Genomic DNA, 21,811 nt, shown 5'->3' with positions numbered 1-21,811 from the left:
AGGATCGAACTCCCGACCTTCGCATTGCGAACGCGACGGTCTCCCAGCTGAGCTACCCCGCCAACGCGGGTCAGTCTAGCAAAGGATGGGGCCGCGATATACCCCTGGTGCGCAAGCGCTGGGCAGGGTAGAAAGCAGCCTCGCCCACTTCACTGCGCAAGGCCCCCGATGAGCGCTCACGACCCTGCCTGGCTCGATCTTCAATACAACAACCGTGCCCGTGTGCCTGAGCACACCGAGCTCTTCGAGCGCTGGGCGCTTGCCTCGGCGCGGGTGCGTGAAGGCATGACGACTGTGCTCGATGTGCCCTATGGCGAGGGCCCAAACGAAACGCTCGATGTCTTTCCGGCCGCGCAAGGTGGCTCGCCGGTGTTCGTGTTCATCCATGGCGGTTGGTGGCGCAGCTCGGACAAGCGCGACGTGTCTTTCCTTGCCGCGAGCCTGGTGGTCGCGGGCGCGATGGTGGTCATGCCCAACTACGCCCTGTGCCCGGGCACCGGCGCGCAGCCGGTGAGCATAGAGACGATCACGCTGCAACTGGCGCGCGCCCTCGCCTGGACGTACCGCAACGCCGCGCGCTACGGCGGCCGCCCGGGGCGCATCGTGGTGGCAGGCCACTCGGCCGGCGGCCACCTGGCCGCGATGATGCTGTGCTGCGATTGGCAGGACGTGGCCTCTGACCTGCCGGCGCGCGTGGTGCACTCGGCGCTCGCCATCTCGGGTGTGTTCGACCTTGAGCCCATCCTGCACACGCCCTTCCTGCAGCGCGACCTGCGGCTCACGCCGGAGGCCGTCGACAAGCTCAGCCCCGCCTACTTCCGCGCGCCGCTGTACAAGCTGCATGCGGCCGTGGGCGCGCAAGAGAGCGAAGAGTTTCTGCGCCAGAACCAGCTGATCCTGCAGGCCTGGGGCGCTGAGGCCGTGCCGGTGTGCGAGGCCATAGCCAACGCCAACCACTTCACCGTGCTGCACGACCTCGCCGACCCCGACGGCCGGCTGCACAAGATCGCGCTCAGCTTGCTCGACCTGCCCCTCGTTAACCCTGAAAAATAGCGGAGCGCTATGGAGTCGAATTGATTCTTTGTATTGGCGCCACCCGCCGCACTGGGGTACGGTCGGTGGCGTTGGCTGGTTCCCCCAGCCATCACATCCACGCAACCCGAGGAGAGCGACATGGGCTTGAAAGGATCGAAGACCGAGCAGAACCTGAAGGACGCCTTTGCGGGCGAATCCCAGGCCAATCGCCGGTATCTGTATTTCGCAAACAAGGCCGACATCGAAGGCCAGAACGATGTGGCAGCGCTGTTTCGCTCCACGGCCGAAGGCGAGACCGGCCATGCGCACGGTCACTTGGAGTTTCTTGAAACCGTGGGCGACCCGGCCACCGGCCTGCCCATAGGCTCCAGCCGCCTGAACCTGCAGGCCGCCGTGGCTGGCGAGACGCACGAGTACACCGACATGTACCCGGGCATGGCCAAGCAAGCGCGCACCGAAGGTTTCGACGAGATTGCCGACTGGTTCGAGACGCTGGCCAAGGCCGAGCGCTCGCATGCCAACCGGTATCAGAAGGCGCTAGACGCGCTGGTGGACTGAGCGGCTCAGTTCTCTCTCGGCCCCGTGTTCTGCGGGGCCGATTTCTTTGCGAGCCACGCGGGCCGCGAGCGCCACGCAACCAGGAGTTGACATGACGACTCGAGAGGGCAACCTCGAAGCGCCCACGCGCCACCCGATCGCCTGGAAGATCCCCGACTTCTACGACGAAGACAAATGCCTTCACGAAATGGAGCGCATCTTCGACATCTGCCACGGCTGCCGCCGCTGCGTGAGCTTGTGCCAGTCGTTCCCCACTCTTTTTGATCTGGTCGACGAGAGCAGCACACAAGAGGTCGACGGCGTGGCCAAGGCCGACTACTGGAAGGTGGTTGACCAGTGCTACCTGTGCGACCTTTGCTACATGACCAAGTGCCCCTACGTGCCACCGCACCCGTGGAACCTGGACTTCCCGCACACCATGCTGCGCGCCAAGGCCATCAAGTTTAAAAAGGGCGAGGTGGGCGCGGGTGAGCAGCTGCTGGCGTCGACCGATGTGCATGGCCAGTTCGCCGGCATCCCGGTCGTGGTGCAGGTGGCCAATGCACTGAACAAGACCAAGCCCATGCGCAAGGTACTCGACAAGGCACTCGGTGTGCACCCTGACGCGTGGTTGCCTGATCTTGCGAGCAAGCGCTTTCGCTGGAGTGCAAACAAAACGGGCAGCGCCAGCGAGGTGAAGAACGGCGAGCGCACGCCGGGCAAGGTGGCGATCTATTCCACCTGCTATGTCAACTACAACGAGCCCGGCATAGGCCACGACTTGATCAAGGTGCTGGAGCACAACGCCATTCCCTACGAAATCGTGGAGAAGGAAAGCTGCTGCGGCATGCCCAAGCTGGAGCTGGGTGATCTTGATGCTGTGGCCAAGCACAAGGAAGCCAATATTCCCGTGCTCGCGCGCTATGCGAAAGAAGGCTGGGCCATCGTGAGCGCCATCCCGAGCTGCACGCTGATGTTCAAGCAAGAGTTGCCGCTCATGTTCCCGGGCGATGCTGACGTGGCCGCGGTGCAAGAGGCCATGTACGACCCTTTCGAGTACCTTGTGGCGCGCCACAAAGATGGCTTGCTCAAGACAGACTTCAAGCAAGGCCTGGGCAAGGTGAGTTACCACATCCCCTGCCACGGCCGCGTGCAGAAGATCGGCAAGAAGACCGAAGAGATGCTCAAGCTCATAGGCCAGGCTGTGAGCGTGCAGCTCAACACGGTAGAACGCTGCTCGGGCCATGCCGGCACCTATGGCGTGAAGACGCGCACACACCCGGTGGCCATGAAGATCGGCAAACCGGTGTTCAAGGCGATGGCGAAAGACGAGCCCGACTACATCAGCTCTGATTGCCAGCTGGCTGGGCACCACATTGCGCAGGGCATGGCGCAGCAAGGCGCGCCGGCTGCAAAACTCGCGCATCCGCTGAGCCTGGTGCGCATTGCGTACGGGCTTTGATATACATCCCGTGCGGGGCTCAGGGCGCACGGAGCTTGCTTGGAAGGAGAAACACAGACCATGACCCTCATCACCCGAGACAGCTTGATGACCCTTGAGGCCTACGCCAAGGTGCGCAAGGCCCGTGGCCCCGAGTTCATCGCCCACCGCAAGCTGCGCAGCGTGAGCTTGGGCGAGCACATCAACGTGCAGTTTGAAGACGAGACCACCATCCGCCGGCAGATCCAGGAAATGCTGCACATCGAAAAGATCTTCGAAGAAGAAGGCATCGCCGATGAGATCGCCGCCTATGCGCCACTCGTGCCCGACGGCAGCAACTGGAAGGCCACCATGCTGATCGAGTACCCCGACGTGCACGAGCGCAAGCGCGAGCTGGCGCGCCTGATCGGGGTGGAAGACCGCATGTTTGTCGAGGTCGAAGGCTACCCACGCGTCTACGCCGTTGCCGACGAAGACCTCGACCGCGAGACCGACGAGAAAACCTCAGCGGTGCACTTTCTGCGCTTCGAATTTCCCAAGCCCGCGCGTGAAGCGGTGCGTGCGGGCGCGCTGGTGAAGCTCGGCTGTGACCACACGCACTACCCAGCGCATGTGGTCATCGGCACTGAAACGCTGGCCAGCCTGGCCGGCGACTTGCGTTGAGCGACCTTTGCTTTTGCCTATGGGGGTCTTAGGCAGGCCAAATTGCGAATGATTCTCAAATAGGTACACTGCATGGTCCGAGGAGTTTTGATAGCTTCTCTTGCCGTTTCTTATCTCAACCAAGCAGGAATACCCAACATGAAAACCGTAGGCGACAAGGTCGAAGCATTCAGCGTCGTAGGCGTGAAGCCGGGCTTCAACAACCACGAAGAAAACGGCGTCTCGGCCTTCGAGACCGTCACCGAAAAGAGCTTCCCAGGCAAGTGGAAGATCATCTATTTCTACCCGAAGGATTTCACCTTCGTGTGCCCCACCGAGATCGTCGGCTTCGACAAGCTGGCCAAGCAATTCGAAGAGCGCGATGCGGTGCTGCTGGGTGGCTCCACCGACAACGAGTTCGCCAAACTCGGCTGGCGCCGTGAGCACAAAGACCTGAGCAAGCTCGGCCACTACAGCTTTGCTGACGTGACCGGCTCGCTGGTCGACCAGCTCGGTGTGCGCGACAAGGCTGAAGGCGTGGCACTGCGCGCCACCTTCATCGTCGACCCCGACAACACCATCCAGCACGTGAGCGTGAACAACCTCAACGTGGGCCGCAACCCTGAAGAAGTGCTGCGTTTGCTCGACGGCCTGCAAACCGACGAGCTGTGCCCTTGCAACCGCGGTGTGGGCGGCAACACGCTGTAAAAAGCAATGCGCTGCGAAAACCCGCCACGGCGGGTTTTCTTGGACTCAATCAATAGGAGAAGTCAATGGAATTCCTGAATTCGATTAAAGAACTCATTCCTGATTACGCCAAAGACATACGCCTCAACATTGACGGCGTGATCGCGCGCTCAAGCCTGGCGCCCGAAGACGCCTTGGGCGTGGCGCTGGCCGCAGCCTTCGCTGCCAAGAGCAAGCCGTTGGTCGACATCCTCAAGGCCAACACACCTGAAGCCGAGGCCAACGCGGCCCTCACGGCCGCAGCGCTGATGGGCATGAACAACGCGTGGTACCCCTTCGTCGAGATGGCCAATGACGAAGAGCTGAAGACCGTGCGCGCCGAGCTGCGCATGAATGCGTATGCCACCAGCGGTGGTGTGGACAAAAAGAAGTTCGAGGCCTATGCGTTGTCGGCTTCCATCGTCGGCAAGTGCCACTTCTGTGTGGGCTCGCATTACGCGCTGCTGAAGAAGGAAGGCTTGACCACGCAGCAGCTGCGAGACATAGGGCGTATTGCCGCGGTGATCAATGCGGCGTCGCAGGTGATCGCCATCAACTGACACTGACGCAGGGCCTTTGCCCCCTGAACGTGGTGCAGGGCCTTTGCCCCTGAACGTGGTGCAGGGCCTTTGCCCCTGCGTGGAAGGGCAGACTATTCCTACAGTCCTGCGGGGCGCTGACCGATGGTTTGCGCCCCGTTCGCTTTCTAAAGTCTCATTCAAGGCATGCATTGAACCGAGTGCGGGATCGCCCTTCACCGATGCGCTGCCCAACGAGAAGGAGAGACACATGGACTGGAATCGCATTGAAGGCAACTGGAAGCAGATCAAGGGCAAGGTCAAGGCGCAGTGGGGCAAGCTCACCGACGACGACCTCGACGTGATCGCGGGCCGCCGCGAAGAGCTGGCCGGCAAGGTGCAAGAGCGCTATGGCATCGCCAAAGACGGCGCCGAAACCCAGATCACCGACTGGGAACGCCGCTATGAAGACCAAGATCGTTTCTTCACCCATTGAGCCTGCGTGCTCTGATTTACTGAAGGAGTCAAAACCATGATGAAGCTACTCAACCCGACGACCCTCGCTTTGGCTGCTATCGCCGCCGCCCTGTCGCTTGGCGCCTGCCAGCGTAATGACGACGGCCGTACCGCCGGCGAAAAGGTCGACTCTGCTGTCGCCAAGGCCGACCAGAAGGCCGCTGAGATCAGAAGCGACATGAAGCAGGAATCGCGTGACGCCAAAGACACCATGAACCGTGCTGTCGACTCGGCCAGCGTCAAGATGAAAGACGCGTCGATCACCACGGCCGTCAACGCCGAGTTGGCGCGCGACTCTGAGTTGAGCGCTCTGCGGATCAACGTAGACACCGACTCGGGCAAGGTGGTGTTGCGCGGCACTGCGCCTAGCGATTCCTCGCGTGCGCGCGCCACTACGCTGGCCTCGCGAGTAGAGGGCGTGGTGTCGGTTGACAACCAGCTCAGCGTGGGCAAGGGCTGAGGGCGCTCAGCGCTTAAGCCACACCACGCGCAGCGCATGAGCGCTGCCAGCGGCTGCATCGTCAAGGTGCGGCCGCTTTTTTGTGAGCATCTATTGCAGAGACCTCATGTGGGCACGCCGTTCGCCATGGGATCGGGAATAACTCTCACGAGTAGGACCCCATGAAACGCGAAATCGATGGCCTCGCGCCACAGGAAGTGCTCTACGTCGAAGACCACCCGACCAACGTGCAGCTGATGCGCGCGTTGTTCAACCGGCGGCCACATCTGGAGCTGGTGGTGGCGGGCGATGGCCGTGAAGCGCATCGCATTGCCGAGCGGCTTGCACCCTCGTTGCTGCTGCTCGACCTGCGGCTGCCCGACTGCCACGGCGCCGCGCTGCTGGAGCAGCTTCGCCAGCGCGAAGGGTGGGGTGACATCCCTGCGGTGGCGGTTACCGCGGAGTCCGGCTTTTCGATGATGGACACGAGCTTTTGCGAGATCTGGCCCAAGCCGCTCGACCTCGCCTTCGTGCTGTCGCGGCTGGACGAGTTGGTGGCCTCGCGGGTGGCTGAGAGCGTGCCCGTGGCCGCGGCCTGGGCGCCCGTGGGTCTGGGAACGTGATTTGCCGCAGTGGGTGGTAGACCACGCGCTGCTGCGTGGCCGCGACCTCGCACTCACACCAGAGGAGCCAAGCACATGACCCACCTCACCCCTCGCCCTGCCGCGGCCTGCATTGCCATCTCGCTGGGGCTGATGGCATCGCTTGCAGGCTGTGACCCGCGCCCTCCCATCCCCAAGGCCACGCCTGGCGCGGGCATGGGCACGGGTGGCAGCATGACCACGCCACCGCCTATGCCGCAGGCCTCGGGCCCAAGCCAATGAGGCAGCACGCCCTGCAGCACTGCGACGCAGGCGGCGTGCCGCCACCGCCGCCCGTGCCCGACTTCGTTCCGGCCCCGCCAGGGCCGCTTCCACTGGGGCCTGATGTGGTGCCACCGCAGGTCATAGAGCCGCCGATGCCCGGGGGGCACGTGCCGGTTCGAGAACCCGGCCTACCCATTCCTGAGCGCACCGGCCTCCATTGAGGGCCTGGCCGGCGAGCGCGGCAACTCTTACGGGTAAGGCCCGCAGCTGTCGGTATTAATGGCAACGCGCGTGCCTGGCACCTTATTGCGGTGCAGCACATGCCCCTTGTTTGTAAAAGATCGTGCTCAGGCACCGCGTTTGCCCTTGGGTCGTATCGGGGCGTTCGGCACGGGGTGAAAGCCGTGTCATTCGCTGCGTGCAGACCTAGGCAAACAAGGGGCTCCACTTGGGAACATCACCGCCACCATTCCATCGGCACACACCACGTTGCACTGTCGCAGCCTGGGCCCGGCCGGTGCGGGTGTTGCCCTTGCTGGCGTTGATGACGCTTGCACTCTGCGCCTGCGACCGCGTGAAGCCGGGCGCTGCCACGCAAATTGCCGCCAAGATCAACAAGGAAGAGATCTCGGTTCACCAGGTCAACTACTTGCTGCAGCGCCAGACCGGTCTCACGCCCGATCAACTTGAAGACGCCAGCCGCAAGACGCTCGAAGCCCTGGTCGACCAGGAACTCGTCGTGCAAGCCGCGACCGACCAGCACCTAGACCGAGACCCCGCCGTGGTGCAGGCGCTCGAAGCCGCTCGACGTGAGCTGCTGGCACGTGCCTACACCGAGCGGCTCGCCGCCAGCGTGCCGCTGCCCACAGCGGGCGAAGTGCAGGAGTACTACGACAGCACGCCCGCGCTGTTTGCCAAGCGCCGTGTCTACACGCTGGTCGATACCGCCTTCGAGGCCAAACCCGCCCAGCAAAGAGCGGTTCGCGCGCAGCTGTCCAGCATGCACAACGCTGCCCAGGTGGCCGCGGTGCTGCGCCAGGCAGGGCTGCGCTTCGGGGCGCGGCGGTCCACCGTCGGCGCCGAGGCCTTGCCTTTGCAGTCGGTCGATGCGATGGCGGCCTTGCATGCGGGCCAATCGCATCTCATAGGCGGGACAAAAGACGCGCACGTGCTGACCGTGTTGGCAGCCGAGCCCGCCAGCTTGACCTTCGATGAGGCCCGTGCCTCGATCGAGGGCTACCTCACCGGCGAGCGCAAGCGCGAGCGGGTGCAGCAGCAGATCAAGTTGCTGCGCAGTGCAGCGCGCATCGAATACCGCGGCCGCTTCGCGGCACCGGCTGCGTCGCTCGCAAGCGTCACTCCTGCGCCCGCCGCCGCTTCAGGCCTCAGCGCGGTTTCGCTGCGCCAGGGCATGGCCGGCCTCAAGTAACCACGACGACAACATGATGCGCACCTCTTTCAGCTCAATCTGCCTCTACCTGCTGGTGGCCCTCACCGCCACCGCCTGCGCCCAAGGCGCGATCACCCAGCCGGTGGCCTCGCGGCCTGTGCTCGCGGCGCCTGTTTCGCTGCCTGGCCCGCCGGTGGCAGAGGCTGAGACGCCGCAAGCCGGCGCGGCCCCCACCACGCGGCGTGACTACGTGGTGGGCGCGGGCGATGTGCTGCGCATCAGCGTCTACCAGAACACTGACCTCTCAATCGATGCTCGCGTGTCCGAGAGCGGCGTTATTTCGTACCCACTGCTGGGCCAGGTGGTGGTGGGCGGCCTGTCGGTTGGGCAAGTCGAGGCCGCCATCTCCGAGGGCCTGAAGAACGGCAACTTCATCAAGCAACCGCAGGTGGCCGTGCTGCTGGTGCAGGTGCGCGGCAACCAGGCCTCGGTGCTTGGTCTGGCCGGCCGGCCTGGCCGCTACCCGATCGAGGTGAACGGCATGCGCCTGAGCCAGCTGCTGGCCCTTGCCGGCGGCGTGGCCCCGGGCGGCAGCGAGGTTGTCACCTTGAGCGGCGTGCGCGCTGGCAAGCCCTATCGGCACAAGGTAGACATCACCCAGCTCTTTACCGGTGACGCAGAGAAACAAGACCCGATCGTGCTGAACGGCGACACCTTGTATGTGGACCGCCTGCCCACTGTCTACATCTACGGCGAGGTGCAGCGGCCAGGCCCCATCCCGCTGATGCCCGACATGACGCTGATGCAGGCCGTGGCCAGCGGCGGCGGCCTCACCCAGCGCGGCACCGAGCGCGGCATGAAGATTCACCGCCGCGGCCCCGACGGCAAGCTCGAAGTGGTCTCGCCGCACATGGACGACGTCTTGCGCGCCGGCGACGTGATCTACGTGCGTGAAAGCTTGTTTTGAGCCGTCGAACCTAGCTGCCGAAAGCCCCGCCATGAACCTCTCTCAACTCCTGGGCATCCTCAGAGCGCGCTGGCTCGGGGCCGTGTTGGTCTTCGTGCTGATCGTTGCCACCGTGGTGGCCGTGAGCATGCTGCTGCCGCGCAAGTACACCGCCACGGCGGCCGTGCTCATCGACATGAAGTCGAGCGACCCCATTGCCGCTCTCGGCTCCCCCAACGGCATGCCCCTGGGCTACGTCGCCACGCAGGCCGACATCATCCAGAGCCCGCGTGTGGCACAGCGCGTGGTGCGCGACCTCAAGCTGGTCGAGAGCCCGCAGCTGCGGGCACAGTGGCGGGCTCAGACCGATGGCGTCGGCCCCTTCGAGGGCTGGCTGATCGAGGCGCTGCAGGCCAAGCTCGACGTGAAGCCCTCGCGCGAAAGCAGCGTGGTCAACGTGAGCTTCACCTCGCCCGACCCCAAGTTCAGCGCGGCGCTGGCCAACGCTTTCGTGCAGGCCTACCTCGACACCACGCTCGACCTGCGCGTAGACCCCGCCAAGCAATACAGCAGCTTCTTCGACAGCCGCTCCAAGGAGCTGCGCGAGGCGCTGGAGAAAGCCCAGTCCAAGCTTTCGGCCTACCAAAAAGAGCACGGCATCACCGCCAGCGATGAGCGCTACGACGTGGAGAACACGCGCCTGGCCGAGCTGTCGTCGCAGATGGTGGCGCAGCAGGCCATGAGCGCCGAAGCTTCGAGCCGCGACGAGCAGGCCCGCAAGTCGTCGAGCCAGCTCGGTGATGTGATCAACAACCCGGTGGTCGCGGGCCTGCGCGCCGACCTTTCGCGCCAGGAAGCCAAGCTGCAGGAGCTCAGCTCGCGCCAGGGCGACGCGCACCCACAGGTGATCGAGATGCGCGCCAACATCGACGAGCTGCGCGCCCGCCTGGAGGCTGAGAGCCGTCGGGTGCGCAGCAGCATCGGCATCAACAACACCATCGTGCAAGCGCGCGAGACTGAGCTGCGCGGCTCGCTCTCGTCGCAGCGCGCCCGCGTGATGCAGATCAAGCAGCAGCGCGATGAGGCCATGGTGCTGCAGCGCGATGTAGACAGCGCACAGCGCGCCTACGACGCCGTGGCCGCGCGCCTCACGCAGAGCAGCCTGGAGAGCCAGACCAAGCAGACCAACACCACCTTGCTTGCCGCCGCCACAGAGCCCACGCGCCACTCGTCGCCTAACCTCACACTGAACTCGCTGCTCGGGGTGTTCGTGGGCGCCATGTTTGCGGTGGCCTTTGCGCTGCTGCGCGAGCTGCGCGACCGCCGCCTGCGCGGTGTGCAAGACGTGGCCCAGATGCTGGGCATCCCGGTGCTGGGCCACCTGCCCAGGCCCATACGCAAGCCATTGCTGGGCAAGCAGCGCTTCGTGCTGCCGCAGCAAGTCATGTCGCGCCTGCCCGGCATCAACACACCCGAAGCCAACAGCCTGGGAGCACGGCCATGAGACGCGACCGACACGACGAACCGAGCTTCGAGCCCGATATGCAGTCGGTGATGCCGCCCGAGTGGGGCGAAGAAGTAGAGCCCGCCGTGCGCGACCGGCCGATCGGCAGCATCCTCACCGAGACCGAGCGGCTGGCCGCCGGCGATGTGCAGTCCGTGCTCGACTACCAGCGCAAGAAGGGCCTGCGCTTCGGCGAGGCGGCCATTGCCCTGCGGTTGGTCACCGAAGACGACGTGCTGTTTGCGCTGTCGCAGCAGTTTCACTATCCCTATGCGCCGCACCATCGGCGTGACCTGAGCGGCGAGCTGGTGGCCGCGGTGCAGCCTTTTGGCGAGCAGGCCGAGGCGTTTCGGGCGCTGCGCAGCCAGCTCACCATGCGCCAGGTGGTGGGCGCTGGCGTGAACCGCGCGCTTGCAGTGGTGAGCCCCGAGCGTGGTGACGGCAAGACCTTTTTCGCCGCCAACCTGGCCATCACGCTGGCCCAGCTTGGTGGCAGCACCTTGCTGATCGACGCCGACCTGCGCGCCCCGCGCCTGCACCAGGTGTTTTCCATTCCCGGCTCATCGGGCCTGTCGGGCGTGCTCAACGGCAAGCAGCAGCCCAACGTGATCCACCAGGTGCCCGACCTCAAGACCTTGTTTGTGCTGCCCGTGGGCGTTACACCGCCCAACCCGCTTGAGCTGGTGGAGCGCCCCGCCTTCGGCCGCCTGCTGGGCGAGCTGCTGCGCAAGTTCGACAACGTCATTGTCGACACGCCGGCCGCACAGCGCGGGTCTGATGCCGGCGTGATCGCGTCGCGCTGCGGCGCCGCTCTGGTGGTGGCGCGGCGGCACCAGAGCCGCATGGGCGCGCTGCAAAAGCTGGTGGCCGCCGTCAACCAGGGCTCGGCACAACTGGCCGGCCTGGTGATCAACGAGTATTGAGATGGTGCGGTCGCTGCAGCCCCTGAACCGCACCATGGCGCCGGTGCGTGCTGCCGCTCCCGAGCTGCCGTCGCAGTGGGTCGTGCCCGCGCTGCTGGCGCTGGGGCTGGCCGTGCTGTACCTGCCCACCTACTGGAACCTCTTCCACACCGTGTGGGCAAGCGATGAGCAGGGCCATGGCCCGCTGATCGTGGCCTTGTGCGTGTGGCTTGCGGTGCAGCGCAGGTCGCGCTTTACCGCCTTGCCCGATGCGGGCGCGCCGGTGTGGGGCGGGGTGCTGCTGGCGCTGTCGCTTGCAGGCTATGTGCTCGGCCACTCGCAGAACGTGCCAGGCCTGGAAGCCGGCACGCAGATCGGCGTGCTGGCGGCGCTGGCCTTGTGCTTCAAAGGCGTGGCGGGCGTGCGCGTGATGGCCGTGCCGCTGGCCTTCTTGCTGTTTGCCGTGCCACTGCCGGGCATCTTGGTGCAGACGCTCACCATGCCGCTGAAGCTGGCCGTGTCGACCAGCGCCGAGTGGCTGCTGCACCAAGCCGGCTACCCCGTCGCGCGCACCGGCGTGATGCTGATCATCGGCCAGTACCAGCTGTTGGTGGCCGATGCCTGCGCGGGCCTCAACTCCATGTTCACGCTTGAAGCGCTGGGCTTCTTGTGGATGAGCCTGCGCCCACGCAGTGCCGCCGTGCGCGACATGCTGCTGGCGCTGGTGATTTTGCCGATCTCGTTCGCCGCCAATGTCATACGTGTGATGGCGCTGGTGCTCATCACCTACCACCTGGGCGACGCCGCAGGGCAGGGTTTCGCGCACAGCTTTTCGGGCATCGTGCTGTTCGTGGTGGCGGTGCTGATGATGATGGCGGCTGAAGCGCTGATCCGCCGCCCACTGCGGCGCAGGAGGCCCGCATGACGCGAGTGGTAAGCGTGGCGACGCCCCCTGCCAGGCTGACGCGCCGGCGCATGCCGGCCTACGCGCGTGCCGCGTGGCTCGTGGTGGCGATGCTGCTTGCCGCCTACTTGGCCGACCTGCTCAAGCCCAGGCAGCAGCTCGCCGAAGAGCTGCCAGAGATTCAGCTGGCCCGGCAAGTGCCTCTGGCCTTTGCCGGCTGGCAGCTTGACGAAACCACGGTGCCGCTGCTGCCCGACCCCACGTTGCAAGCGCGGCTTGATTCGGTGTACGACCAGACCCTGGCTCGCTCCTACGTCAACGCCAGAGGCGAGCGCGTGATGCTCACCATTGCCTACGGGCGCGACCAGAGCTCCGAGGCCACAGCCGTGCACCGCCCCGAGTTTTGCTACGGCGCGCAAGGCTTTCAAGTGCGCGGCAACGGCGTGGAGCGTGTGGCGCTCGGCGCTGGCGCGGTGTCGGTGCAGCGCTTGGTGGGCACCCTGGGCCAACGCGTGGAGCCCATCAGCTACTGGGTCACGCTGGCCGACCAGGCCACGCTGCCCGGCATCAACCGCAAGTGGACGCAGATGCGCCTGGGCCTGGCGGGCTACGTGGCCGACGGCATGCTGGTGCGCGTGTCGACCCTCGGCATGCCGGCGTCTGGCGCTTACGCCGCGCAAGACCGCTTCCTGCAAGACTTGGCCCGTGCACTGCCTGGCGACGTGCGCGCGCGCTACTTCGGCACCTGAGCCACTCGCAACTCCCATGGCCGCCAGCACACTCGCCTTCGCACCGACCCAACCGGGGTCCTATGAAGAGCCGCGTGCCAAGCCCGCCGCGTCGTCGCTTGACTCCACGGGCTACGCCACCTTCTTGCTGCTGGCCGTCACCGCCCACCACTGGCTTCTGTGTCTGCTGCACTCGCAGGGCCTGGGCGTGTCGGTGGGCAAGGTGGCACTGGCCGAGCTGCTGATCTACGCTGCCTGCGTGCCGCTTCTGCTGCACCGGCTGTCGCTGCGCTCGCTGATCGCGGTGTTCGTCGCGCTCGGCATCTCGGGCTTGCTGGCTTTGCTGCGCGGTGGCTACTTCGACCCCAAGGCCGCGCGTGATCTGCTCATCCCGCTGGTGTTCGTGTGGGCGGGTCGCAGCTTCGGCAGCGGCGCCCGCTCGCTAGACCGACCGCTCCTGATCGTGACGGCCGTCATCGTGGCCATCGGCCTCATCGAGGCGGCGCTGCCTTCGCTCTACAACCGCTTCTTCAACACCTTCAGCTACTACGTTGACCTGGGCGGCATACAAGCCAGCTCGGCGCAGGTGGCGGGGCAGAGCGTCACGCTGAACGGCATGCGCCCCGAGGGCATAGGCCGCACGCTGTTGCCGCAGTTGCTGGGTGCGCAGCGGGTGTCGTCGGTGTTTCTCGAGCCGGTGTCGCTGGGCAACTTCGCGGTGATCCTGATGGCCTACGGGCTGACCAAGCCCTGGCGCGAGTGGCGCATCAGCGTGTGGTTGGTGCTGGCGGCGATGGTGCTCATCACGCTGGCCGATTCGCGCTTCGGGCTCTACATGCTCGGGCTGCTGGTGGTGCTGCGGCTCGCGCTGCACGGCCGCGCGCATGTGTTGGCCATCCTCTTCCCGCTGCTGGGTGCGGGCGTCTTGCTGACGCTTGCCAACTACGCGCCCGGCACCGGTGACAACCTGACAGGCCGCATGACGGTGAGCGGGCGCTACCTGCTCACCTTCGACGAGCTGAACCTGCTGGGCCTGCGCGACTTCTCTACCAATTTCGGCGACATGGGCTACGCCTACGTCATCAGCCGCTTCGGCTTGCTGGGCGTGGCGCTGATGTGGCTTTGCGTCTTCATGCTGCCACTGCCCAACGAGGCCGCGCGGCGCTTTCGCACCTTCTTGTCGGCCTACGTGACCCTGATCTTGTGCGTGAGTGGCACTTCGCTGTTTGCGCTGAAGACGGCCGGTGTGCTGTGGTTCATCTTCGGCGCCCTGTCGATGCGCGAACCCACAACACCCAAAGGAGAAAACACATGAGTGGATTGAGAGTCGTGCACGTGGTGAGGCAGTATTTGCCTTCGCGTGGCGGCATGGAAGACGTGGTCTCCAACATTGCGCGCATGCAGCAAGAGCTGCATGGCCACCGGCCGAGCATCGTCACGCTGGACCGCGTGTTCCGCCAGCCCGACACGCTGCCGCACGACGAGGTGCTCAACGGCGTGCCGGTGCACCGGCTGGCGTACTCGGGCTCCGAGCGCTACCCGCTGTTCCCGGCGGTGCTTCGCCACCTGGGCGCGGCCGACGTGGTGCATGTGCACGGCATCGATTTCGCTTTCGACTACCTCTCGCTCATGCGCTGGTGGCACCGCAAGCCCATGGTGGCTTGCACGCACGGCGGCTTCTTTCACACCAGCTTTGCGCAGCGCGCGAAGAAGATGTTTTTCCACTCGGTGACGCGCTGCACTGCGCGCGGCTACCGCCGCATCTTGGCCAGCAGCGCCAACGACGGCGAGATGTTTCGCCAGGTGGTGCCCGACGAGCGCGTGCGCGTGATCGAAAACGGGGTTGACATCGACAAGTTTGCCGGCGCCTCGTCGCCCGTGCTGCAACCCACGCTGATCTACGTGGGCCGCTGGACGGCGCACAAGGGCCTGGGGCGCACGCTGGACCTGCTGGTGGCGCTGCGCCGCATCGACCCGAGTTGGCGGCTGATCGTGGCGGGCCGCGAGTACGACCTCGACCAGCACGCGCTCGCGCAGCTGGCACAAGACAAAGGCGTGGGCGGGGCTGTGACCCTGCTGCCCAACCCCAGCAACGCCGCCATACGAGACGCCATGGCGCAGGCAAGTTATTCGGTGTGCCTGTCGCGCCACGAGGGCTTTGGCCTGGCGGCCATTGAGGCCATGAGCGCCGGGCTGGTGCCGGTGCTGAGCGCCATACCGCCCTTCGAGCGGCTCGAAGCCGAGAGCGGCGTGCCGCTGATCGTGGCCGAAGATGCAGACGACGCCGCAACGGCGCTCGCCGAGCGCCACCACCAGCTTCAGCATCGCCATGCTGCCGTGCGCGCGCAGGCGCAAGCGGTGGTGCAGCGCTACAGCTGGCGCCGGGTTGTGGGCGCGTACGTCGAGGAGTACGAGCGCGCCATGCATGAAAAAGGAGTGGCGGCTTGAAGCGCGCGCTCGCCTGCTTGCTGCTGCTCCTCATGGGGGTGGCTGCCCATGCAGCGCGGGCGGCGCATCCGTCAACCGCGACCTGCCTGGGCGACAAGCCTCTGCGTGGCGTGAACATGGCGGGTGCCGAGTTCAACCCCTTGCGCCTGCCGGGCAAGTTGCACAAGGACTACACCTACCCATCGGCGGGCGACCTGCGCTACTTCGCCGAGCAAGGCGCCAACACCATACGCCTGCCCTTTCGCTGGGAGCGCGTGCAGCGCACGCCGGGCGGTCCGCTAGATGCTGGTGAGGTGGCCGAGCTCGCCCAGGTGGTGGCCAGCGGGCACGAGCTGGGCATGTGCGTGATTCTCGATGCCCACAACTTCGGCACCTATGCGCAGCAGAAGCTGGGGTCGGCCGACATGCCGCTGTCGGCGCTGAGCGATTTCTGGCTGCGCATGCGCGAGGCCTTTCCGGCACCCGATGACGTGGCCTTCGGGCTGATGAACGAGCCGGCCAAGGCCACCACACGGGCCGACTGGGCGCGCGCCGCACAAGAGGTGGTGACTGCGCTGCGCGCGGCGGGCTCCCAGCATTTGCTGCTGGTGTCGGGCGCCGGCTGGAGCGGGGCGCACGACTGGGCGGTGCGCCAAGACGGGCTGTCCAACGCCGATGCCTTTGCCGGCCTGGCCGACCCGCTGGGCCGCAGCGTGATCGAGGTGCACCAGTACGCCGATCGCAACCACTCGGGCACCAAGGGCGACTGCATGGAGCCGCAGCGCATCAGCGCCATCATGAAGCGCGTGGCCGACTGGGCGGTGGCCCACCGCCAGCGCGTGTTCCTCGGTGAGTTTGGCGTGGCGCCTGTGCCGGCCTGCCTCGACACCCTGAAGGCCCAGCTCGAAGCCGCGCGCGAGGCGCCCTGGGTGGGCTGGACCTACTGGGCTGCAGGCGCCTGGTGGGGCCCAGGCTATGCCTTCAGCGTGCACCCGATTGATGGGCTGCCGCGCGCGCAGCTGGCGGTGTTGCGAGAGGAATGGTGAGCCGCATGGCCGCTGCTTCGTCCACCATGTCATCCACGCCTGCGCAGGGCCAGATCAAGGCGCTGAATGCGGTGCGTGGGCTGGCCGCTTTGCTCGTCGTCTTCTCGCACCTGCACGATTACGCCGGTGTGCGCTTCGGCCCCGAGCGTGAGGGGCATCTCGGCGTGATGATCTTTTTCACGCTGAGTGGCTTCTTGATGGGCCTGCTCTACCTCAGCAAGCCTGCCAGCGCGCGCAACGTGTGGGGCTATGCGGTGGCGCGCCTCTCGCGCATTGCGCCGCCTTACCTCATCGTGGTGCTGCTGTCGTTTGCGGTCTACACGCTGGTCGACCCCGGGTTTCCGTACGCCATCGACAGCCACAACTTGCTGCGCCACCTGCTGTTCTCGGGCAACGTGAGCGTGTTGTGGAGCATTCCGCCCGAGGTGCAGTTTTATGCGCTCTTCGTGGTGCTGTGGTGGGCCGTGCAGCGCACGCCGCGCGGCGCGGGTGCTTTGATCGCGGTGCTGGTGCTGGCCGTGGTGGCCATCTGCTGGCGCGACGCCGTGCCCGGCACCTTCGTTGGCTCCAAGCTGCATTACTTTCTGATGGGCAGCTTGCTCGGTGGGTTGCACACGCGCTTGCGCGCCTTGCCGGTGAGCACCGCGGCGCTCACCGTGCTGCAAGCCGGCTTGCTGGTGAGCCTGGTGCTCTTCATGCTGGGTGCCATCAACCTGCACGCCGACTACTGGAACGACCTTGCGCCCGCGCTGGTGTGCGGGCTCGCCGTGTATGCCTACTCGCACGACCGCACCGCCATCGACAGCGCACTCGCGGCCCGCCCGCTGCAGTGGTTGGGCGACTGGAGCTTCTCGCTTTACCTGCTGCACGTGCCCGTGCTTTACCTGCTGGGCCAAGCAGGTTTGCCGCGCAGCCCCGCCGGCGCCGCAGCCGGCGTGCTGGGCGTGCTGGTGGTGACGGCAGCGTTCAGCGTGCTGGTCGAGCACCCCGCCTGCGCGGCCAGCAAGCGCTTTCTGGCTGCGCTGGTGCAGCGTACCCAGCGTCGCTTCGGGCGGCACACCGAAGGGCCACGGCCCACTCCTGTGTTCAACAACGACTTCGCCACTGACCGGAGGCCCCCACCATGAGCAAGCCCTCAGCCGCAAGCCTGCCCTCGCTGATCGATGATTTCAGCGCCTGGGATGGCCTGTGCGACACCCTGCGCAGCATGGTCACGCGCCGCAACGGGCGCCTGAAGTACGTGCCCAACGAAGGCAATGCGGGCGATGCGCTGATCGCGGCGGGCACCTGGCAGTTTTTCGATGACATCGAGCTGCACCCCGAGTACGGCACCGTGCGCGGCCTGAAGTGCGGCGACGCCGCCATCTATGGCGGCGGTGGCAACCTGGTGCCCGAGTACGGCAGCTGTGCGGCTTTTCTCGAGCGTTGCCTGGCGGTCGACGTGGCCTCGGCGCTGGTGATGCCACAGACCATCCGTGGGCACGAGGCCTTGCTGGCGCGGCTCGATGAGCGCTACACGCTCGTGTGCCGCGACACGGCCTCGATGCTGCGCGTGCAGGCCAGCGGCTGCCGCGCGCGCCTGGTGTATGCACCCGACATGGCCTTGTATGTCGATGTGGCGCGCTTGTTTGCCAAGTGCGAAACCTACAGCGGGCCACGCATTTGGGCGCGCTTTGCGCACATGGACAGGTTGCTTCCCTACCTGCGCTGGCGCTGGGCGCTGAGCCGCCGCACGCCACCACTGGGCGGGCACATCAACATGATGCGTGTCGACATGGAAGCCACGCTGGCCCAGCCCGGCGACCCGCGCTGGGACATGTCGCACCTCTACGGCTCCAAGCTGCGCTTTCGAGAAGAGTCTGACCTGGTGTCGCGCGACTTTCTTCATTTTTTCTCCAAGGTGAGCAGCGTGCGCACCAACCGCCTGCACGCCGGCGTGGCCGGTGCGCTGATGGGTTGTGACGTCACCTACCTCGAAAACTCGTACGGAAAGATAGGCGCCGTGTACGACTCGTGGCTGAGCCACCTGCCGTTCGTGAGCTTCGAGGCCGCGAGGGTTCGCGCATGAAGTTTTCTCTCATCATGGGCACGCTCGGCCGCACCGAAGAGGTGGGAGCCTTTCTCGCCTCGCTGCGCCGCCAGGACCACACCGACTTCGAGCTGCTCATCGTCGACCAGAACCCCGACGAGCGGCTGGCTCCTTTGATCGACGAGTACCGCCAGCACTTTCGCGTGCTGCGCTACCGCAGCGCACCCGGGCTCTCGCGCGCACGCAACGTGGGGTTGCGCTACGCCACCGGCGACGTGATTGCCTTCCCCGATGACGACTGCTGGTACCCCGACGGCCTGCTGTCGCATGTGAACGCCATATTGCAGGCGCGTCCCTCACTAGACGGCCTGACGGGCCGCTTCGTTGACGGGGCCGGGCGCTCTGAGGGGCGGTGGTTGGCCCGCTCTCAGCCGCTCAACCGATACAACGTGTGGCGCGGGGCCATCTCGTTCAGCATCTTCCTGCGTCGCCCGCTGGTCGAGCGCATTGGCGGCTTCGACGAAGCCCTGGGCGTGGGCGCCGGCACGCCCTGGGGGGCCGGTGAAGAGACCGATTTCTTGCTGCGGGGCATGCAGGCCGGCGGTGAGATCAAGTACGACCGTGACCTGGTGCTGCGCCACCCGGTGAAGACCGCCGACTTCGGCCCGGCGGCCATCGAGCGGCAAACGCGCTACGAAGCTGGCTTCGGCCGCGTCATCCGGCGCTCGGGCTTCCCCGGTTGGTACTTTCCGCTGGTGTGCGCGCGCACGCTGGCTGGCTTTGCCTTGGCGCTTGGCCGTGGCCGCACCGCGCAGGCCCGCTTCAAGTGGCGCAGCCTGCTCGCCCGCGTGCGCGGCTGGCGCACCGGGATCGACACAGCGGCGCAGGCCAGGTCCGCTCGGCATTCATCCCACAACGCGTGAGGCTCCCATGACGACCTTGTCCCAGACTTTGAAGATAGGCCCGTTCAGCGTGAAGTCGTTCGGCTCGCAGGCGCTCATGGGCCAGATCTATCGGCGCCTGGCGCTCGGCCGCCACACCGAGCTCTTCTTTGCCAACACCAACTTCGTGGTGACCTGCCAAGACTTTGCGGCGCGCTTCAATGAGCCGGGCATCACGCTCGTCAACGATGGCGTAGGCATGGACCTGGCCGCGCGCATGATGCACGGCCAGCGTTTCCAGGAGAACCTGAACGGCACCGATTTCATCCCGCGCCTGCTGCGCGGCAGCCCGTTGCCGTTGCGCGTCTTCTTGTTTGGCGCGCGGCCCGAGGTGGTGCGCGACGCCTCGCGCGCCATTGAGCGACGCTTCGGCCAAGAGGTTGTGGGCGTGTGCTCGGGGTACGACATCGATGACAAGGTGGTGTGCGCGCGCATACGCGCCGCGCAGCCCGACGTGGTGTTGGTGGCCTTGGGCAACCCGCTGCAAGAGCGCTGGATACTCGACCACGCGAAAGACATGCCGCCTGCGCTCTATGTGGGCGTGGGGGCCTTGTTTGACTTTCTGGCGCAGCGTGCGCCGCGTGCGCCCATCTGGATGCGCAGGCTGCGCCTGGAGTGGCTGTTTCGCCTGTGCCAGGAGCCCGGCCGGCTGTGGAAGCGCTACACCATCGATGCCGTGCGCTTCTTCCGCATCTGCAGCAGCGGGCGGGCTTGAATGAACTCTGCCGTGCAGAGGCTGCGCAAGCAATTGGCGCGCCGCGCAGCCAGCGGCTGGGCGGCGAAGTCGATGTGGTCGATCGGCGACAACGTGATCCAGCAGGCGCTGTCGTTCATGATCTTCGCGGTGCTGGCGCGCTGGCTCACGCCGCACGAGTTTGGCTTGCTCGCCATCGCCCACTTGATGGTGCTGTTTGTGCGGGTGTCGCTGCTAGACGCGCTGGCCATGCCGGTGGTGCGCGCCCCTGGCGCCGACGCTCATCTTTTCAACTGGCTGTTTACCGTGTGCACGGTGGTGTCGGGCGCCATGGCCTGCCTGATGGCCTTGCTGGCCTGGCCGCTGGCGAGCTTCTTCAAGTCGGAGGGGTTGGTGCCGGTGCTGCTGGGCATGAGCCTGTCGGTGCTGCTTTTCGGGCTGGCACGCGCGCACGAGGCGCGGCTGCTGCGTGAAGGCAACTTTCGTCTGCTGGCCATACGCTCGCTGTGCGCCGTGACGGCCGGGGGCGTGGTGGCGCTGGTTCTCGCCTGGCGCGGTGCAGGTGCCATGGCGCTGGTGGCGCAGCAGCTGGTGACAGGGGCCGTGGGCCTTGCCATTGCGGTGCTGGCCGAGTGGCGCACGTGGCGGCCGCAGTGGCTGTGGTCGAACCAGCTGATTCGCGAGCACGCACCCGAAGCGCGGCGTATCGGCCTGAGTGCACTGGTCAGCTACACCAACAACAACGGCGATGCGGCGCTGGTCAGCGTGCTGTTCGGGCCGTCTGCCACGGGCTTGTACAACCTGGCCAAGCGCGTGCTCTCGGCGGCCTACCTGGTGGTGGCCGCATCGCTCAGCCGGGTGGGTGTGGCGCTCTTCGTGCAGCGCCAGCACGACCCAGTGGCGCTCGGGGCCAGCTACACCCGCATGCTGAGCTGGACGCTGCTGCTGCTGGCCCCCATCTATGCCATCGTCACCATGGTGGCCGAGCCGATGGTGGTGGTGGTTTTCGGCGAGAGGTGGCGTGCCAGTGCGCCGCTCTTCGGCTGGCTGTCGGTGGCTTGCGTGAGCCAGGCCGCGTTCATGCTGGGGCAAAGCCTCTCGTACACCACGCGGCGCAGCAGCCGTGCGCTCACGCTTTCATCGTTGCAGCTGATGGCCTCGCTGGTGCTGGCGATTGCCTTGTCGACCTGGTGGGGCATGGTCGGCGTGGCAGCGGGCTTTGCGCTGGGCAGTGTGGCGGGCTGCGTGGCGATGCAGGTGGCCATCAAGCGGCAGCTTGGGTTTGCGTGGGGCGCCCTCGCGCGCACGGTAGTGCCGGCATTGCTGGGCACGGTGGCCACTTGGCTTGCGCTGTGGGTGTCGCCTCGCGCCGGGCTTGATGCCTGGCATTGGCTGGGGTTGGCGCTGGCCCTGGGCTTGGGGCTGGTTTGCTACACCGCCATCGCGACCTTGGTGCATTGGTTGATGCAGCGGCGGGAGGTGGCGCCTTGAATCACGGTCGGCTCAGGGACCGCTGCGCCGCCTGCGCCGCCTGCGCTCTAACAGTGCCCGAAGTCAGTTGTTGAGGGTCGGGGCAACTG

General features: G+C 66.0%; 24 protein-coding genes. All 24 read left to right on the top strand.

Going from position 1 to position 21,811, the window contains the following annotated elements; all coding sequences use genetic code 11:
• The first annotated feature begins 168 nt into the window (after nucleotides 1-168).
• The 24 genes from AC30QB_RS20715 (at nucleotide 169) to AC30QB_RS20600 (ending at nucleotide 21,722) form a co-directional block, all read left to right on the top strand.
• The gene (locus tag AC30QB_RS20715) at nucleotides 169-1,053 is read left to right on the top strand and encodes an alpha/beta hydrolase (protein WP_489548165.1); all 885 of its coding nucleotides are present in this window, start codon (nucleotides 169-171) and stop codon (nucleotides 1,051-1,053) included.
• 120 nt (nucleotides 1,054-1,173) lie between these two features.
• Nucleotides 1,174-1,593, top strand: a complete 420-nt coding sequence (locus AC30QB_RS20710; protein WP_489548164.1) for a rubrerythrin family protein — start codon at nucleotides 1,174-1,176, stop codon at nucleotides 1,591-1,593.
• Between the two features lie 91 nt (nucleotides 1,594-1,684).
• The gene (locus AC30QB_RS20705; protein WP_489548163.1) at nucleotides 1,685-3,034 is read left to right on the top strand and encodes a (Fe-S)-binding protein; all 1,350 of its coding nucleotides are present in this window, start codon (nucleotides 1,685-1,687) and stop codon (nucleotides 3,032-3,034) included.
• A gap of 60 nt (nucleotides 3,035-3,094) precedes the next feature.
• Entirely contained in the window at nucleotides 3,095-3,676 is a 582-nt protein-coding gene (locus tag AC30QB_RS20700; protein WP_489548162.1) for a DUF3501 family protein, read from the top strand.
• Nucleotides 3,677-3,814: 138 nt separating this feature from the next.
• Complete coding sequence (locus AC30QB_RS20695) at nucleotides 3,815-4,363, top strand: peroxiredoxin (RefSeq protein WP_489548161.1); 549 nt, start codon at nucleotides 3,815-3,817, stop codon at nucleotides 4,361-4,363.
• 65 nt (nucleotides 4,364-4,428) lie between these two features.
• Nucleotides 4,429-4,941: a carboxymuconolactone decarboxylase family protein gene (locus AC30QB_RS20690; protein WP_489548160.1), complete on the top strand. Its 513-nt coding sequence runs from the start codon at nucleotides 4,429-4,431 to the stop codon at nucleotides 4,939-4,941.
• Between the two features lie 229 nt (nucleotides 4,942-5,170).
• Nucleotides 5,171-5,395 (top strand): CsbD family protein, encoded by a 225-nt coding sequence (locus tag AC30QB_RS20685; protein WP_489548159.1) that lies wholly within the window; start codon nucleotides 5,171-5,173, stop codon nucleotides 5,393-5,395.
• Between the two features lie 36 nt (nucleotides 5,396-5,431).
• Nucleotides 5,432-5,875: a BON domain-containing protein gene (locus tag AC30QB_RS20680; protein ID WP_489548158.1), complete on the top strand. Its 444-nt coding sequence runs from the start codon at nucleotides 5,432-5,434 to the stop codon at nucleotides 5,873-5,875.
• A gap of 161 nt (nucleotides 5,876-6,036) precedes the next feature.
• Nucleotides 6,037-6,477: a response regulator gene (locus AC30QB_RS20675; RefSeq protein WP_489548157.1), complete on the top strand. Its 441-nt coding sequence runs from the start codon at nucleotides 6,037-6,039 to the stop codon at nucleotides 6,475-6,477.
• A 75-nt stretch (nucleotides 6,478-6,552) separates the two neighbouring features.
• The gene (locus AC30QB_RS20670) at nucleotides 6,553-6,738 is read left to right on the top strand and encodes a hypothetical protein (protein ID WP_489548156.1); all 186 of its coding nucleotides are present in this window, start codon (nucleotides 6,553-6,555) and stop codon (nucleotides 6,736-6,738) included.
• Between the two features lie 526 nt (nucleotides 6,739-7,264).
• A complete protein-coding gene (locus AC30QB_RS20665; RefSeq protein WP_489548155.1) occupies nucleotides 7,265-8,149 on the top strand; it encodes an EpsD family peptidyl-prolyl cis-trans isomerase in 885 nt (294 codons plus the stop codon).
• 13 nt (nucleotides 8,150-8,162) lie between these two features.
• Nucleotides 8,163-9,077, top strand: a complete 915-nt coding sequence (gene epsE / locus AC30QB_RS20660; protein WP_489548154.1) for a polysaccharide export protein EpsE — start codon at nucleotides 8,163-8,165, stop codon at nucleotides 9,075-9,077.
• A 31-nt stretch (nucleotides 9,078-9,108) separates the two neighbouring features.
• Nucleotides 9,109-10,560, top strand: coding sequence for a chain length determinant protein EpsF (gene epsF / locus AC30QB_RS20655; protein ID WP_489548153.1), 1,452 nt, complete (start codon nucleotides 9,109-9,111; stop codon nucleotides 10,558-10,560).
• Nucleotides 10,557-11,483: a polysaccharide biosynthesis tyrosine autokinase gene (locus tag AC30QB_RS20650; protein ID WP_489548152.1), complete on the top strand. Its 927-nt coding sequence runs from the start codon at nucleotides 10,557-10,559 to the stop codon at nucleotides 11,481-11,483. Before epsF ends, AC30QB_RS20650 begins: the two co-directional genes overlap by 4 nt.
• 1 nt (nucleotide 11,484) lies before the next feature.
• On the top strand, nucleotides 11,485-12,387 hold the full coding sequence (xrtB, locus tag AC30QB_RS20645) for an exosortase B (protein WP_489548151.1): 903 nt from the start codon (nucleotides 11,485-11,487) through the stop codon (nucleotides 12,385-12,387).
• Nucleotides 12,384-13,115 (top strand): exosortase-associated protein EpsI, B-type, encoded by a 732-nt coding sequence (epsI, locus tag AC30QB_RS20640; protein ID WP_489548150.1) that lies wholly within the window; start codon nucleotides 12,384-12,386, stop codon nucleotides 13,113-13,115. Before xrtB ends, epsI begins: the two co-directional genes overlap by 4 nt.
• Before the next feature lie 16 nt (nucleotides 13,116-13,131).
• Nucleotides 13,132-14,409: a polysaccharide polymerase gene (locus AC30QB_RS20635; RefSeq protein WP_489548149.1), complete on the top strand. Its 1,278-nt coding sequence runs from the start codon at nucleotides 13,132-13,134 to the stop codon at nucleotides 14,407-14,409.
• A complete protein-coding gene (locus AC30QB_RS20630) occupies nucleotides 14,406-15,542 on the top strand; it encodes a glycosyltransferase family 4 protein (protein WP_489548148.1) in 1,137 nt (378 codons plus the stop codon). Before AC30QB_RS20635 ends, AC30QB_RS20630 begins: the two co-directional genes overlap by 4 nt.
• The gene (locus AC30QB_RS20625; RefSeq protein ID WP_489548147.1) at nucleotides 15,539-16,567 is read left to right on the top strand and encodes a glycoside hydrolase family 5 protein; all 1,029 of its coding nucleotides are present in this window, start codon (nucleotides 15,539-15,541) and stop codon (nucleotides 16,565-16,567) included. Before AC30QB_RS20630 ends, AC30QB_RS20625 begins: the two co-directional genes overlap by 4 nt.
• A 5-nt stretch (nucleotides 16,568-16,572) precedes the next feature.
• A complete protein-coding gene (locus AC30QB_RS20620) occupies nucleotides 16,573-17,694 on the top strand; it encodes an acyltransferase family protein (protein WP_489548146.1) in 1,122 nt (373 codons plus the stop codon).
• Nucleotides 17,691-18,635, top strand: coding sequence for a polysaccharide pyruvyl transferase family protein (locus AC30QB_RS20615; protein ID WP_489548145.1), 945 nt, complete (start codon nucleotides 17,691-17,693; stop codon nucleotides 18,633-18,635). Before AC30QB_RS20620 ends, AC30QB_RS20615 begins: the two co-directional genes overlap by 4 nt.
• Nucleotides 18,632-19,519: a glycosyltransferase family 2 protein gene (locus tag AC30QB_RS20610; protein ID WP_489548144.1), complete on the top strand. Its 888-nt coding sequence runs from the start codon at nucleotides 18,632-18,634 to the stop codon at nucleotides 19,517-19,519. Before AC30QB_RS20615 ends, AC30QB_RS20610 begins: the two co-directional genes overlap by 4 nt.
• A 7-nt stretch (nucleotides 19,520-19,526) precedes the next feature.
• Entirely contained in the window at nucleotides 19,527-20,252 is a 726-nt protein-coding gene (locus AC30QB_RS20605) for a WecB/TagA/CpsF family glycosyltransferase (RefSeq protein ID WP_489548143.1), read from the top strand.
• A complete protein-coding gene (locus tag AC30QB_RS20600; RefSeq protein ID WP_489548142.1) occupies nucleotides 20,253-21,722 on the top strand; it encodes an oligosaccharide flippase family protein in 1,470 nt (489 codons plus the stop codon).
• Nucleotides 21,723-21,811: the final 89 nt, after the last annotated feature.

The organism is Rhizobacter sp. (assembly GCF_046595475.1).
Taxonomy (GTDB): Bacteria; Pseudomonadota; Gammaproteobacteria; order Burkholderiales; family Burkholderiaceae_C; genus Rhizobacter.
Note: the sequence above shows the minus strand (reverse complement) of the source record. Positions and strands in the feature narration are given on the sequence as shown.

Coding starts and splice junctions, on each gene's coding strand:
- epsE (WP_489548154.1), top strand. CDS start 8,163: ATGATGCGCACCTCTTTCAGCTCAATCTGCCTCTACCTGCTGGTGGCC.
- AC30QB_RS20700 (WP_489548162.1), top strand. CDS start 3,095: ATGACCCTCATCACCCGAGACAGCTTGATGACCCTTGAGGCCTACGCC.
- epsI (WP_489548150.1), top strand. CDS start 12,384: ATGACGCGAGTGGTAAGCGTGGCGACGCCCCCTGCCAGGCTGACGCGC.
- AC30QB_RS20620 (WP_489548146.1), top strand. CDS start 16,573: ATGGCCGCTGCTTCGTCCACCATGTCATCCACGCCTGCGCAGGGCCAG.
- AC30QB_RS20630 (WP_489548148.1), top strand. CDS start 14,406: ATGAGTGGATTGAGAGTCGTGCACGTGGTGAGGCAGTATTTGCCTTCG.
- AC30QB_RS20685 (WP_489548159.1), top strand. CDS start 5,171: ATGGACTGGAATCGCATTGAAGGCAACTGGAAGCAGATCAAGGGCAAG.
- xrtB (WP_489548151.1), top strand. CDS start 11,485: ATGGTGCGGTCGCTGCAGCCCCTGAACCGCACCATGGCGCCGGTGCGT.
- AC30QB_RS20665 (WP_489548155.1), top strand. CDS start 7,265: ATGACGCTTGCACTCTGCGCCTGCGACCGCGTGAAGCCGGGCGCTGCC.
- AC30QB_RS20635 (WP_489548149.1), top strand. CDS start 13,132: ATGGCCGCCAGCACACTCGCCTTCGCACCGACCCAACCGGGGTCCTAT.
- epsF (WP_489548153.1), top strand. CDS start 9,109: ATGAACCTCTCTCAACTCCTGGGCATCCTCAGAGCGCGCTGGCTCGGG.
- AC30QB_RS20705 (WP_489548163.1), top strand. CDS start 1,685: ATGACGACTCGAGAGGGCAACCTCGAAGCGCCCACGCGCCACCCGATC.
- AC30QB_RS20615 (WP_489548145.1), top strand. CDS start 17,691: ATGAGCAAGCCCTCAGCCGCAAGCCTGCCCTCGCTGATCGATGATTTC.
- AC30QB_RS20670 (WP_489548156.1), top strand. CDS start 6,553: ATGACCCACCTCACCCCTCGCCCTGCCGCGGCCTGCATTGCCATCTCG.
- AC30QB_RS20605 (WP_489548143.1), top strand. CDS start 19,527: ATGACGACCTTGTCCCAGACTTTGAAGATAGGCCCGTTCAGCGTGAAG.
- AC30QB_RS20710 (WP_489548164.1), top strand. CDS start 1,174: ATGGGCTTGAAAGGATCGAAGACCGAGCAGAACCTGAAGGACGCCTTT.
- AC30QB_RS20690 (WP_489548160.1), top strand. CDS start 4,429: ATGGAATTCCTGAATTCGATTAAAGAACTCATTCCTGATTACGCCAAA.
- AC30QB_RS20650 (WP_489548152.1), top strand. CDS start 10,557: ATGAGACGCGACCGACACGACGAACCGAGCTTCGAGCCCGATATGCAG.
- AC30QB_RS20695 (WP_489548161.1), top strand. CDS start 3,815: ATGAAAACCGTAGGCGACAAGGTCGAAGCATTCAGCGTCGTAGGCGTG.
- AC30QB_RS20675 (WP_489548157.1), top strand. CDS start 6,037: ATGAAACGCGAAATCGATGGCCTCGCGCCACAGGAAGTGCTCTACGTC.
- AC30QB_RS20715 (WP_489548165.1), top strand. CDS start 169: ATGAGCGCTCACGACCCTGCCTGGCTCGATCTTCAATACAACAACCGT.
- AC30QB_RS20610 (WP_489548144.1), top strand. CDS start 18,632: ATGAAGTTTTCTCTCATCATGGGCACGCTCGGCCGCACCGAAGAGGTG.
- AC30QB_RS20680 (WP_489548158.1), top strand. CDS start 5,432: ATGATGAAGCTACTCAACCCGACGACCCTCGCTTTGGCTGCTATCGCC.
- AC30QB_RS20600 (WP_489548142.1), top strand. CDS start 20,253: ATGAACTCTGCCGTGCAGAGGCTGCGCAAGCAATTGGCGCGCCGCGCA.